This window comes from Paenibacillus sp. G34 (assembly GCF_056856875.1).
This window is the reverse complement of record NZ_CM166469.1, coordinates 3,565,335-3,579,035: the sequence shown is the minus strand read 5'-3', so window position 1 is coordinate 3,579,035 and position 13,701 is coordinate 3,565,335. Positions and strand designations below refer to the sequence as shown.

The 13,701-nt window shown below is 44.8% G+C and carries 16 protein-coding genes; all 16 read left to right on the top strand.

The window, feature by feature from the left end; translation table 11 throughout:
* The first annotated feature begins 223 nt into the window (after positions 1–223).
* The 16 genes from AC1VYS_RS16125 to AC1VYS_RS16050 all read left to right on the top strand — a co-directional run bounded on the left by AC1VYS_RS16125 (position 224) and on the right by AC1VYS_RS16050 (position 13,554).
* Positions 224–553, top strand: coding sequence for a hypothetical protein (locus AC1VYS_RS16125; RefSeq protein ID WP_482910549.1), 330 nt, complete (start codon positions 224–226; stop codon positions 551–553).
* 255 nt (positions 554–808) lie between these two features.
* Positions 809–1,381, top strand: a complete 573-nt coding sequence (locus AC1VYS_RS16120; protein WP_482910548.1) for a histidine phosphatase family protein — start codon at positions 809–811, stop codon at positions 1,379–1,381.
* Between the two features lie 38 nt (positions 1,382–1,419).
* Complete coding sequence (locus AC1VYS_RS16115) at positions 1,420–2,199, top strand: phosphotransferase (protein WP_482910547.1); 780 nt, start codon at positions 1,420–1,422, stop codon at positions 2,197–2,199.
* Positions 2,200–2,231: 32 nt separating this feature from the next.
* Entirely contained in the window at positions 2,232–3,020 is a 789-nt protein-coding gene (locus AC1VYS_RS16110) for an HAD family hydrolase (protein WP_482910546.1), read from the top strand.
* A gap of 24 nt (positions 3,021–3,044) precedes the next feature.
* Complete coding sequence (locus AC1VYS_RS16105) at positions 3,045–3,521, top strand: GNAT family N-acetyltransferase (RefSeq protein ID WP_482910545.1); 477 nt, start codon at positions 3,045–3,047, stop codon at positions 3,519–3,521.
* A 124-nt stretch (positions 3,522–3,645) separates the two neighbouring features.
* Positions 3,646–4,689: a CHAP domain-containing protein gene (locus AC1VYS_RS16100; protein WP_482910544.1), complete on the top strand. Its 1,044-nt coding sequence runs from the start codon at positions 3,646–3,648 to the stop codon at positions 4,687–4,689.
* Between the two features lie 63 nt (positions 4,690–4,752).
* Positions 4,753–5,319: a GNAT family N-acetyltransferase gene (locus tag AC1VYS_RS16095; RefSeq protein ID WP_482910543.1), complete on the top strand. Its 567-nt coding sequence runs from the start codon at positions 4,753–4,755 to the stop codon at positions 5,317–5,319.
* A 32-nt stretch (positions 5,320–5,351) separates the two neighbouring features.
* Positions 5,352–5,837: an AAA family ATPase gene (locus tag AC1VYS_RS16090; protein ID WP_482910542.1), complete on the top strand. Its 486-nt coding sequence runs from the start codon at positions 5,352–5,354 to the stop codon at positions 5,835–5,837.
* 67 nt (positions 5,838–5,904) lie between these two features.
* Entirely contained in the window at positions 5,905–6,459 is a 555-nt protein-coding gene (locus AC1VYS_RS16085) for a GNAT family N-acetyltransferase (protein WP_482910541.1), read from the top strand.
* The gene (locus tag AC1VYS_RS16080; RefSeq protein WP_482910540.1) at positions 6,456–7,067 is read left to right on the top strand and encodes a C39 family peptidase; all 612 of its coding nucleotides are present in this window, start codon (positions 6,456–6,458) and stop codon (positions 7,065–7,067) included. The genes AC1VYS_RS16085 and AC1VYS_RS16080 overlap by 4 nt, the downstream gene beginning before the upstream one ends.
* Positions 7,068–7,303: 236 nt before the next feature.
* Complete coding sequence (locus tag AC1VYS_RS16075; RefSeq protein WP_482910539.1) at positions 7,304–7,702, top strand: DUF2500 domain-containing protein; 399 nt, start codon at positions 7,304–7,306, stop codon at positions 7,700–7,702.
* Positions 7,703–7,903: 201 nt separating this feature from the next.
* Entirely contained in the window at positions 7,904–8,653 is a 750-nt protein-coding gene (locus AC1VYS_RS16070) for an SDR family NAD(P)-dependent oxidoreductase (RefSeq protein ID WP_482910538.1), read from the top strand.
* A 146-nt stretch (positions 8,654–8,799) separates the two neighbouring features.
* The gene (locus AC1VYS_RS16065; RefSeq protein ID WP_482910537.1) at positions 8,800–10,560 is read left to right on the top strand and encodes a hypothetical protein; all 1,761 of its coding nucleotides are present in this window, start codon (positions 8,800–8,802) and stop codon (positions 10,558–10,560) included.
* Between the two features lie 176 nt (positions 10,561–10,736).
* Complete coding sequence (locus tag AC1VYS_RS16060; protein ID WP_251503986.1) at positions 10,737–11,159, top strand: cell wall hydrolase; 423 nt, start codon at positions 10,737–10,739, stop codon at positions 11,157–11,159.
* A 114-nt stretch (positions 11,160–11,273) separates the two neighbouring features.
* Positions 11,274–11,750 carry a spore coat protein GerQ gene (gene gerQ / locus AC1VYS_RS16055; RefSeq protein ID WP_482915025.1) on the top strand — a complete coding sequence of 159 codons (477 nt, stop codon included), beginning with the start codon at positions 11,274–11,276 and terminating at the stop codon, positions 11,748–11,750.
* Positions 11,751–11,982: 232 nt separating this feature from the next.
* Complete coding sequence (locus tag AC1VYS_RS16050; RefSeq protein WP_482910536.1) at positions 11,983–13,554, top strand: sigma-70 family RNA polymerase sigma factor; 1,572 nt, start codon at positions 11,983–11,985, stop codon at positions 13,552–13,554.
* Positions 13,555–13,701: the final 147 nt, after the last annotated feature.

The window sequence follows — 13,701 nt, the reverse complement described above, 5'->3', positions numbered from 1 at the left end:
CTTATTATTTCTGCAGGGGGATAAGTATATACACGAAGAAAGTCTGGCTGCTGTCCGTTAGAGATTGTAATATACCTATTCATGAGATCTTCACCGATTATCGAATAGCTATATTGGAATTAAATTGAAACTATTTATGATATTGCATATAATACTACATATCATACTACATATCATACGGTGGTCACAGATGGATAATTCTTTAAACATAAGGAGTAATATGATGAGGAAAAATAATCTCACTTCGATTTTGATTGCAGTTGTAATGGGGACTGTAGCAATTACAGGAACATCTATGATTCAAGCTTCTGAGCGTATTGATGTGGACTCACACGAAATTCCAACCGATAGTCTTCCAGCTAGTATACAATACGATATTAAGCATCCTGATGAGATCTACATAAAGGATTGCGGCGTATTCGTAAAGGCGGACTCAAATTCAGTTGATTTACATGGAAAAGATGTCGTTTATGACGCGCAAGAAGTTACAGATACAACTGAAGTGATTATAGACTATGATGCAACCTATGTGAAAACAAGGGACTGGGAATAAAACAATGTAATGGGTATCATTTGTTTGGTTATCGGATATAAAGATCGTGTCAACAAATGGATATTGTACCCTATATCACTTCTATGCATATGTGGAACAATCGTTTTCACATTATATAAAACAATAAATCTCAATCCATAAAAGAGATCAATAGATCCCAAGGCAACCATTGACGAATAGCAGATTCTTGTGGTAGCTTCGTTTTACATGGAAGATGCAGGAATGCATGAGTGTATTTAGAAAAGAGGAATACATATGGCTACGATTGGCGTTATCCGCCACGGTGTAACGGACTGGAATGATGAATACCGGACGCAAGGACATACCGATATCCCGCTCAACGCGGAGGGGAGAAGGCAGGCACGCTTGCTTGCTAACCGGATTAAATCCGAGCCATGGCATGTTATTTATTCCAGTGATTTGTCGAGAGCATTGGAAACGGCTAGCATTATTGGTGAAGCCGATTCAATTGAGATACGTGTAGATTCCCGGCTACGTGAGATGGATTGTGGACAGATTGAAGGTACAACGGAGCAGGAACGAGTAGACCGGTGGGGGTATGGCTGGTCCAAACTGGATTTGGGCATTGAGTCACATGAATCGATTGTAAAAAGGGGCAGGGCATGTCTTTCTGAGCTGGCTGACCGACATGCAGATCAGAACATATTGGTGGTAAGCCATGGGGCTTTTCTAAGTCTCACTATGAAAAGGTTACTTGCTCATATGGATATCAGGGAAAATCTATCAAACACATCGGTAACACACTTGCACAGCGGGCATCCCCAATGGAATTGTTCGTTATATAACTGTACTAAACATCTAACTTAGGCTGTTTTTGACTCAATCGGAATAATGGAGGACTTTCTTTGCAAATTGCAGATATTCCATCGGAGATATTAGAGCAAATCGGAAGCGTGAAGCAAATAACTTTCCCTCGGCAAGGACATACATCTACCGTAGCTATTTTGGATACAGCGGATCAGAAATATATCATCAAAAAAACAGAGCACGAACTCTACAATGCATGGTTGTCTGATGAGTATGCCGCTTTGCAGCTTCTTCAAGGAACAGGACTTCCTGTTCCGAAAACGCATTCATTTTACATGGAGAATCACTCCAGATGGCTGTTGATAGAGTATATGGATGGAATATCGTTGAGGCAATTTCTCGCCAGTCATCCGCCTCAGAAAGATAAAGAAAAGGCAATTGTCAGCTTCGGACGCTGTTTGAAACAACTGCATGGATGTCCATGTCCGATCGAATGGCAACAGGTGGAGCACGCTTGGCTTGAACATATATTAACGAAAGCGGAGTATAATCTAGTTCATTATTCAGTAGACGGAACCGAAGAACTACTTGCTCATTTAAAAATAAATCGACCATGCGATGTGGCGCCCACCTTAATACATGGAGACTTCACTATCGATAATGTGCTCGTCCGTGATGGTGAGGTAGTGGGAGTGATCGACTGGGCGGGAGCTGCCTATGGTGATCCCAGGTATGATGTGGCTTTAGCAATCCGGCCTAAACTGAATGCATTTGAGAATGAGCGGGACAAGGAGATCTTTTATGATGCGTATGGCACACGGAGATTAACGGAAGAAGAATATCGATATTTCGAAGATGGAATATATAACTTTTTTTGAAAAGTGTACAGAAGTGGGATAGGAGAGAGCCTATGAAATTTCCAGTAATCGTTGTAGATTTGGATGGAACCCTATTGAAGGCAAACAAAGAAGTTTCCGAGCGAAACGTAAAGGCGATTCTGGAATGTGCCCATCATGGGATGAAATTCATATTTGCTACGGCGCGTCCACCGAGGGCAGTGAAAGCTTTTTTGCCGGAAGAATTGCTGGAGCTTGGTTCATTTGTGTATTATAACGGCGCTTATGTTGAATGCAGACACACGGGGAGCAACGACCATATTGGGATTACACCTGAGATAACTGCTGAAGTTCTGGATTATTGTTTAGCCTTTAATCCCGATCTAGACATTAGTTTAGAAGTGAGAGACGAATGGATGAGCATGAGGCCCTATGATGCAGAGACAATAATGAAAGTAAAAGGCCAGCCGATTGTCAAATCATTGATGGAACTTAAACAGCAAGAAGCTTCCAAGATTCTTTTTACAGGGGATATAGACAAAGCTGCTTTTCAGCGTAAATTCGAAGGGCGGTTAAACATATTGATCACGGATCAAGGGGAACTAACGCAGGTCTCGGCGCCAAAGGCTTCCAAGGAACATGCGGTTTCAGTCATCTGCGATACCATGGGAGTTGCACTTCAGGATGTGATGGTTTTTGGGGATGATGCGAATGATATCCGCCTGTTTGAACAATGCGGCTGGCCCGTGGCGATGGGAAATGCGATTGAAGAACTGAAAAGCAGAGCCAAAGAGGTTACAGCAACGAATGAATGTGACGGTGTGGCGGTTATTTTGGAGAGACTGTATCTGGAATGCCGTTAAAGAAAGGTACGGAGGTCCAGAGCTATGAGATTTAACGTAAGATCAGCTGTTGCTGGGGACATCAATGGACTATGTTCTGTTCGGAATAACGAAAAATTATTCGCGCTATATATGGGACAGCAGGAGAATAATGAAGTCATTTTAACGGTTGCAGAATCCGATGACGCAGATCGCATCATTCTGGGGTTTGGTGTTCTTAAATTGCAGGGGCAGCTGTTTCCTAAATTAAGTGATTTATACGTTAAGGAAATATATCGTGGTCAAGGTGCTGGGTCAGCATTGATTCGGTATAGAGAAGAGCGTGCGATAGAATTGGGTCATAGCGAAATGTTTGTGAGCGTTGATCCTGTCGAAAATCCCAAAATGATCAAGTTGATCTCAAAGCACGGCTACCTTGCCATCTCGGAGCCGTACACGAAGCAGGCTGTTTACTACAATGAAGATGGTTCAAGTTACGAGAAAACGTACATACGGATGGATTTGAAAAAGCAGCTGCTGTAGAGTTGGTTTGCTTGGCTCACGAAGTTGTTAATTTGCTTTTGCGAGTCGCCGGATGACACGCAAGGTATTGAAAGGCTGAACTCAGATGAATACAGATAGTACAATAGGAACCCAAAATAATAGAATGGACCAAGTTTATCGTGTCACTCGAGCAATGTCTTACGAAGGATTCTCGGGTCAAGAGGAGGTATGGATTCAACTTGTGGCTGTTTCCAGTTTCGCGTCCTTGCTTGCGGCTCGAAGAGGAGTAAACCAGGAACTGGCTGCGATTATAGGTTTACTTCACGGCTGTTATCTTTATAGAACCGGGGTCCGTGTTTTTCGGGGCCCTAATAGCGCAGATACTGCAAGGCAGGTTCTTCGGGGGTTACAGTTATTCAGTGAGGAAGAGTTGAGTATCATACTGAAAGCTATTTTTTATCAAGAGGAATGTAAGCAGGTTCAGGGTCCATACGAAGAGATTCTAAAAGATGCTATCCAGTTGCAAATGATATTCTCCCCTGCAAGCCAGAGTTTAACGAAGATAGAGAAGGTCAGATTAAATCATGTATTGCATGAGCTTGGAATGACGGTTGAAGTAGATGGAATGGACTCCACAGGCTCAACGGTAGAAGCACTGGGTTACTCTGAACAAAGACGCTCAGCCCTTGCGAATTATGCAGAGAAGTTGGCCAAACATAAGATTATCGGAATTCCAGAGGATGAACTCTTTCGGGAAATTTGCCAGTATTGGCCGGACCTCGATATCCACACGATACTAAAGTCTAATTGGTGCGCGGCTTTTGTGTATCATTGCTGTATGCAAGTTGGCATTAAATTACCTATTCGTTATCCAAACCGCACGTACCGTTTAGCTGGAGTCGGAGCTTGGCTGGACTGGTCCAGGTTACCTGAAACAGGATTCTTTTATGTTGATCAGGAGGACGGTTTCAGGCCAGAGCGTGGTGACTTGGTCGTGTATGAAAAACTTCTGTCTGACGACTCGCATGATCACATTGGTATCGTTTTGTCTTGTGAGGGCGATTATTTACTCGTCGCAGAAGGAAACGTGGATAATCACAACTACTCGGGCATCGTGAACAGACCCAGAGGAGATTGTATTCTTGGATACATTCGGATCAGCGACGACTACCAATTTCATTTTCAAGGGGAATATAGACCGATCTAAGATTTGGAGCTGGCTGGCAGCAGATCAAGGAGGCTTTAGAATAAACGTCTGGGAGGGTTCAACATGTTTAAGCACACCTTAGATGGTACGGATACAGCGTACCTTTCGCTGTTTACATCCAATGACGCAGCAGCGTTATTTCAGTTGATTGATCGTAACCGGGAACATCTCGGAGCCTGGCTCAGGATTCCTGACATGACTTTGACTGAAGAGGATTCAGCAGGTTTCATTGAACGAACTCGTCTGCGTTACGCGCGAGAGGAGGGATACTGGTTAGGGATCTGGTTTCGAGGTGAACTGGCGGGTTCGATTGGATATTGTGACATTGACCTTGAAAACAGGAAGGCTGAGATTGGTTATTGGCTGGGTCAGGAGTATGAGGGAAATGGTCTCATCACGAAAGCAGTCAGCGTACTTATGGAGCACGCATTTGAGCAGCTTGGCTTGAATAAAGTGGAGATTGGTGCAGCAACCGACAATCGGAGAAGTCGTGCCATACCTGAGAAGCTTGGTTTTCAACGTGAAGGTGAGCTGCGAGATTATGAGTTTTTGAATGGGAGATTTCTACATCGAGTAATGTACGGCCTAAGGGCCGAGGAGTTGAAATCTAGCGATTCACAGCGAGACTAGAGCGTATAAAACACAACAGGAGGAACATTTTAATGAGTAAACTACCTTTATTTGTAATCACAGGTGCGAGCGGTACGGGCAAAACAACGGTTGCATCACATGTGCGCGAGCTTTTGCCTGAATTTGACGTCTTTGATATGGATATCATCGACAACGTCGATTGGCAGATTGCCAAAGAGAATTGGCTGCGAGTTGCGTATAGTATCTCATTAAGCGGAAGAGGTACCGTTCTATGCGGAACGATGGTACCCGAAAATATTGCATCCTCCCAATATATCGAACAATTTGATCGTATTCATTATGTGAATCTGCATTGTGATGATGCGACGCGTGAGATGCGGTTACAAGCACGTGGCTGGGACCAGAATGCGATTGAAGATCATCGCAATTTTGCGAGCTGGTTGTTACAGAACGCGGATAAAGCCTTTGACCCGGCGATGCCAACGGTGGATACAACGGATCTGTCTTCCGAGGAAGCTGCAAAACAGATTGCAGAGTGGATAAGGAAGAATTGGTAGATAAGTTTAGAATGTGTATGACGAAAACGTTCAGAACGTATCATATATGGATGATCGGAGGGGTCGCATGCTCCCTTTTCAAGTCAATGATTCTATTCAGTTAAAACTAATACAATCGCAAGATCGAGATAAACTATACTCCTTAATTGATGAGAACCGAGTGATTCTAAGAGAGTGGCTGTTGTGGGTTGACAAACGACAATCTCCTGACGATTTGGGCCCTGTAATTGAAATGTGGACACGTAACTTCGAAGAAAGAAATGGTTTCGATGCAGGAGTATGGTTTAACGAAGAGTTGGTGGGTATGATCGGTTTGCATTATATCGATTGGAAAAACAAAGCGACGAGCATTGGATATTTCTTATCGAAATCGGCTCAAGGGAAAGGCATTATCACAACATCGATTCAAGAATTGAGTACATATCTATTCAATGAACTGAAGTTAAACCGAATTATTATTCAATGTGCAGAGAACAACATCAAGAGCAGAGCCATTCCTGAGAAGATGGGATTTATAAACGAAGGCACATCCAGACAGGCTCAGTGGCTATATGATCATTATGAGAACATTGTGACGTACAGTTTGTTGTCTAGCGATGGGCAGAAGGAAGTTTTGAAATGATATTCAATATTATTTTGTGGCTAGCAATCATTTGGTTGATTTTTCGCTATTACAGCCTACCGAAGAAGGATGATATGTACAATGTCAAAGTGCCCTCTACATATTTCATTCAGGCTCCGAATAAGACAGAAGTACAGAAGAACGTCGAATGTGCTGCTTTTTCCAGTGCATATGTGCTAAGGCATTTTGGCATCGAATCCGAAGGAAATGAGCTGTATCGAACATATCCGCGCAAACTATTGGATGGCACATTTTATCCAAAAGCTATTATTGTTTTTTTCAAAAAACTGGGGTATCCAGCCATGTATTTGCGTGGCAATATGAATACGTTAAGGAAGCAGATTAGTCGCGGCGTGCCTGTCATCCTGTTTATCAGGGTTCATGCAGACCGGAGATTTCTACACTTTGTGCCTGTGGTCGGGTATGACGAAACCCACTTTTATTTGGCAGAATCACTCGATTTCAAGCGGAATTGTGATGAAGCACAGTACAACAGGAAGATTAGTATAGATGAACTGGAGTCGTTATGGAACACATGGCTGCCTTTCAGTCACCACTCCTATATTGTGATAGAGCCGCAGCCTGATTCACTGGATAAATCTGCGTAAATAAACCGCTCTATTGAATGGAAAAGTATTGTTGATCGTGTGGGAGGGTATTGTTGATCGTGTGGAAAGGCATTGTTGATCGTGGAATATTTTCTAAACAACCTCAGTGTTCTGCCTGAGATATACGATGTAAATATTTCATCAGGTTAACAAGTTCTCTGTTCGTCCGCATATACATTTACAGAAGACGGGTCAAGACTCCGGCTGTCCGAAGTGTATGAACGGAGGGGAGAGACATGGGCATTGAATCATCCTGGATGTTTGATTTGTTTGGAACCGTCTTTCCGGTGGCATTTGTCCTAATTCTGGGTATTGTGCTGTTATCAATGGGCAAGGAAGTATGGAGGTGGGGGCGTAATAATGCAGAGCCTCTGCTGACTGTACACTCTCGCATCACCAGCAGACGGGTAAAGATGAGCCAGCCGCCTACCGAATCCGGCAGCACGACTGCCGCACGAACATTGTATTATGTCACCTTTGAAGTGGAAAGCGGTGATCGCTTGGAATTCAAAGTAAATGGCGAAGAGTATGGCATGTGTGCGGAGGGGGACGAAGGGCGACTCTCGTTCAAGGGAACGCGGTATATTGGATTTGAACGAACGAACCGCCTGTATACCGAGCGTTTGCGAGGTTAAAAGAGGTTAAATATGGAGCAAGCTTGCGCCTAAGTGGCGTAAGCTTTTTTTGGCGGACTGGAGGACAAGCGTTTCTTAATGGGGTGAACCTGTTTGTATATAGGTATAGGGTGAATCAAAAGCGATAAGTCATAAACCGTGAAACCATCATTTTAAACAAAAATGAAAGAACAGATATCATACCAAAGGAGGAATATTGTCATGTCATTTACGGATCAGGTTGTCGTTGTCACGGGAGCTGCCCAAGGGATTGGGCGAAGCGTTGCCGAAGCTTACGCGGTTGCCGGGGCTAAAGTCGTACTTGCCGATTCTCAGGAAGCCGAGGGAGCAGCTGCGGCAGCTTCGATACGCAATGAGGGCGGCGAAGCTATCTTTGTACATTGTGATGTACGGAAAGAGCAAGATATTCAGCAGCTATTTGATACCACTGTGAAAGAGTTCAAACAAGTTGATGTACTGGTGAATAATGCTGGTGTGTCCCGGTGGAAATCGCCCTACGAGCTAACAGTTGACGAATGGGACGATGTGCTCAATACGAATGTGAGAAGCTGCTTTCTGGCAAGTCGGGAGGCGGCTCGGCATATGAAAAAAAATGAACATGGCGGCGCCATCGTAAATATGGCATCGACTCGTGCGATGATGTCTGAGCCGAATAGCGAGGCATATGCCGCATCAAAAGGTGCAATTACTGCATTAACACATGCGATGGCAGTCTCACTTGGTAAAGACCAAATTCGGGTCAATTGTATCAGTCCTGGCTGGATTGAGACTGGAGACGTGTCCAAACTTAAAGCAGTGGACCACGAGCAGCATCCATCTGGCCGTGTTGGTGTGCCATCGGATATTTCAAGGGCCTGTCTGTATTTGTCCGACCCTGCTAATACCTTTGTCACAGGGACTAATCTCGTAGTTGATGGCGGTATGACTCGAAAAATGATATATGAGGACTAGAACCGGGACGTCGACCGGTAGCCGGTATTTTAAAGCTCCTCGAAGTTGAAATAAGCCCAAGTTAAGCACTTGGGCTTATTTGTTTTTGATAAGTCGGTTGCTATAATGAATGTGATTTTACAACAGAACAGGAATGGAGGGAGTGTATGTTCGGGAAAACATCCCGGAAAGTATTTTGGCTGTTATTACTGATCGGAGGAATGATAATGATCGGGATCAAGTCACCTGCTACAGCAGAAGAGGTGGATATACGGGCAGCCTGGGTTTGGCAGGCACAGTCTGTTAGAAGTGCAGGAGATGAGCTGCTGGAGAATGCGGCTAAACATAAGATTAACCGACTGTATGTAAACGTGGACATGACCATATCCAAAGAGGTGTACCGGGCATTTATTGCCAAAGCGGATCGTAAAGGCATCGCCATTGAGGCACTGGGCGGCGATCCCTCCTGGGGTGTTCAAGGACGTGAGGGTCCGATGCTTCGATTAACTTCATGGGTACAGGATTACAATCAGGCTGTGCAAGCTAGCGAACGTTTTGATGCAATCCATCTGGATGTTAAACCATACGTGCTACCTGCGTGGAAGGAAGACGCCAATCCTTTAGTACAGTCCTGGATCAGCAATATGAAAATGGTGCTGGAGCAGGCTAAACAGGATGGTGGAATAGCCGTGAATGTTGATTTGCCTTTCTGGCTCGATTCATACACGGTCAAGGGCAATCGTGTTGCTGAAGATGCAGATAACGAAGCGCTGTCACACTGGTTTATTCAAAATGTAGACCATGTGACGCTACTTGCTTACCGTGATAATGCACAAGGAAGTAACGGAATTATTCGTTTGACTGAACAGGAAATGCAGTGGGCGGACGCGAGCGGCACCAAAATTACTGTAGGCGTAAATACGAAGCCGATGCCTGGTGAAGAGTTTACCAGTTTTGCTGGCAAAGGCGCCTCGCAGCTGGAATCTGCTCTTCAAGAGGTCGCAACTGCATTCCGAGAGCATAAGTCCTATGCCGGTTCGGCTGTACATGATTTAACGTATTGGGGGGAGCTGGAGCCTGATGATCAATCGTTGCCCGAAAAACCTGTGAACCCGCCCGCAAGTGCACCGGAGATTCGCGGCACCTATATTTGGGAGGCTTCACAAGTGACGGATGATGGAGGCGAACACATCCTGGCTTTTGCCAAGCAGCAAAAGATCAACTGGTTATACGTAAGGCTTGACCTGGATCAACGTTACTCCAGTTACCGCAGTTTTGTAAAAAGAGCGAAAGCCCAAGGAATCGAAGTTCATGCCATGGGGGGACACCCGATCTGGGGCAAAAAGGAAAATCGTCCTCGAATCAAACGGCTGATTGATTATGTGAAAAATTACAATGCCGAAGTAGAACCTGATGAGCGGTTCAAGGGCATTCATCTGGATATTGAGCCGTATACGCTGCCCGAATGGGAGGCTAATCGGGATACACTACTAACCGAGTGGTCATCGAATATCGCCTATTTCCAAGAAGAAACGAAGAAGGACAGCAACCTTGAAACCAGTGCGGATCTCGCAGTGTGGCTTGATACTTTTCCGTTGCCAGGCAAGGGGATTTCCGTGACCGAGTTCATGATTGATACGCTTGACCATGTATCACTGATGGCATTTCGTAACACAGCAGAAGGTTCCAATGGGATCGCTGCAGTTGTGAGTCAGGAAATGGAGATTGCAGATCGACTAGGTAAACGACTGCTCATTTCCGTCGAAATGAAAGAAAATTTTGAAGGTACACATATTTCATTTCACGAAAAAGGAGCAGCGGAGATGGAAAGCCAGCTCAGTAAACTACCCGACCTGCTTTCTGAATATAAGGCGTATAAAGGTAATCTGGTACATGCCTATGATTACTGGATCGAAGCCAAACCGTAATGGCGTTTATAGGTTTGGAAAAGCATACGACGTGTTAGAAATAAGCTTTGGGACTTCACCTTGCGTGAGGTTCCGGGCTTTTTTTATGGAAAAAATCTGGAATAGTGTCACCGAATAGGCTCCTGCACAATACGATGTACGGTGATGAACAGCTGCTACAAGGGAGGGAACAGACGATGGCAGTAATTAAGACCAACTCGGAAGACGTCAAGCTCCTGGCTAGACTAATGCGAGCAGAAGCCGAGGGTGACGGGGAACAAGGCATGTTGCTGGTAGGCAATGTTGGCGTGAATCGTGTGCTGGCGGACTGTCTCGATTTTGGCAACATCCGTGATATGAACCGCATGGTCTTTCAGAATCCGGGGGGCTTTGAGTCGACGCAGAAGGGATACTTCTATCAGCGGGCAAGACAATCCGAGATTCGGCTCGCACAACGGGTCATTAACGGGGAGCGTTTCTGGCCGGCAAGTAACTCGTTATGGTTTTTCCGGCCCGTTGGAGATTGCCCAGCGACGTGGTATAACCAACCCAACACGGGACGTTTCAAGGCGCATTGTTTCTTTAGTCCAACAGGAGAAGACTGTCCGGACGTCTATTAATCCATTACCAATTTTCATATTCAGGGAGGAATTAACGTGATTAACACACCTTATCAACCAACTCAAACTATGGGGCAGCAAGCCAATTCCGTATTGGGCGCACAAGCAAATTCGATGCTAGGAGCACAAGCGAATTCTCAAGTTCAGGGAACATCTTACAAAGTCGGTAATGGCATGCCGTCGATGGCACCAACACCTGGTATGGTATCACCTGGTATGGTATCTCCAAGCTCGACCAGTGTACCGCCTCTGGTATCCAGTGGAAGCCCAATGACACCGTCAGGAACTGTCGTTTCCACTACAGCTCCACAGTTTGAGCAATCATACATCGAAAATATTTTACGTTTAAACCTGGGTAAATTCGGTACATTCTACATGACATACGAAGGAAACAAAGAATGGAATGCTCGTATTTTCCAAGGGATTATCGAAGCAGCTGGACGTGACCACATCATCATCAGTGATCCTAAAACAGGCAGAAGAATCATGTTGCTGATGGTTAACTTCGACTATGCAACGTTTGATGAGCCATTGCTGTATCAATATCCGGGCGTTGTTGGCAACTATCCGCAAGCGCCGAGCAGACGTTAATCAAATCTCATCCCGCTTAATCCTAAGTTAAGCTTAGATATAACACATACGGGAATATGGGCTGTCCTGAATGCAGTGCACATCTGCAGACAGGACGGCTTTTGCATTTGTAGTCGAAAATAAAGTAACCTAATCAAGAGTTCAAGGCACTTACATATGAGAACACAAAAGTGAAGCAATAGAAATACAAGCTCAGACAGCAATGAACGACAGATGAAGGGAGTCCGCAGTATTGAAATCATGGGTTGAAGGAGCAATACAGGGAGAAACGGAAGCTTATGAGCAACTGGTGACGCATTTTCGAGGAATGGCACTTGCCGTGGCCTATCAGCAGTTACAGGATGCATATGGCGCAGAAGATGTGGTACAGGAGGCGTTTACCGAAGCCTTTGCCAATCTGTTCAAATTGGAGAAGCCGGAAGCTTTTCCGGGATGGTTCAAAATCATTGTTGAAAGGCAATGTTATCGCTGGCTCAGACGCAAGCGGCATTCGGTGGTTCCTATACAAGAAGTAGAGACTGTATTCCTTGAAGAAGATCAGACCTGTGATCCAGAAGCTCAGGCGATCCAGAAGGAACTGCAGGAGACGCTGCGTCGTTCAATTGCCCAGTTGCCATCATCGATGCAAGTTGTGGTTGAACTGTTTTATTTTCAAGGCTACACGCTTAAAGAAATATCGGACTTTCTTGATGTGAATGTATCTGCATTAAAGAAAAGGCTGTTTGATGCCCGAACGAAACTCAAGCGTTCACTGCCTATACGAAATCTGGCATCCGTGTTCAATGAACTTCATGAAGGAGGAAAAGGCATGTTGCATATTATGAATGGGGATCATGCGGCCAATCGCTTACGGGAAAGCGGTATACAAGGAGACATTCTCGTTTGGAGGGAATTGTACACGTATGGTCCTGTAACTACAGCTATGGCGGACAGGAGCGCACGTGAGCATCGTGCTGTTGCTTTAGAAAAGGAACTGGGCATACCGCAGAAGATGTATTTGCAAATTGAGTCATTAGAAGAGAAGCTTCGTTCGTTACAGCAGTATAAAGAGATTGTGTTATGGTTCGAGTATGACCTCTATGATCAAACGATGTTATCCTATTTGCTACATTATTTTAGCGGACAAGATCTACAGAATATACGTCTGAATCTCCTTTGCATCGATTCGTATCCCGAGGTAGAGCATTTCAGGGGACTTGGACAGCTCACTCCCAAGCAGATCGGAAGTTTGTCGGGCAACTGGCATGTCATTGAAAAACAGGAACTCGAGGCAGGTAGACAGTTCTGGGAAGCGTACAGTTCATCTGACATTCGTTTGCATCAAGAATACTTAAAATCCGGAATGAATGAACTCCCATTTGCAAAAGCAGCATTCGAGGCGCATCTGTCCAGGTTGCCATCCGTAACCAATGGCTTGGGTAGTATTGAACAGACCACATTGGAAACCATCAGAGCAGGTATTCATCGTCCGCATGACCTGTTTCGTAAGGTAGGAGACAAGTTGCATGTGCTCGGCATGGGTGATCTGGAATACTGGGCACATTTGAAAAGGATGTCTGAAGGTCCACATGCACTCATTCGAATGACAGGAGCGGCAAGTTTTCCGAAGTATAACCAGTATGATCAAGCATTTCGTGATGCTGTGATGTCGTTGACGGAACTGGGTGTTCAGGCGTTGAATGGTGAAATGGATTGGAGTATCTTGAGTGAGAAGGAATATTGGGTTGGCGGATTGCTTATTGGAAAAAATCATCAATCCAGTTGGCGTTGGAACCCGGCTGAAAAGACGTTATGTGAGATTTAAAGGATTGCACGAATTCGTAAAATGTGAATAAAACAGCGAAATCACTACTTTTGTAAACGAATTGTGTCGATTTGGGCTTTAAGTGTCATAGGACACGGATTGACTGTGTAGTGTAGAATTATATAATAAAAGAAGCATATCCTTGTT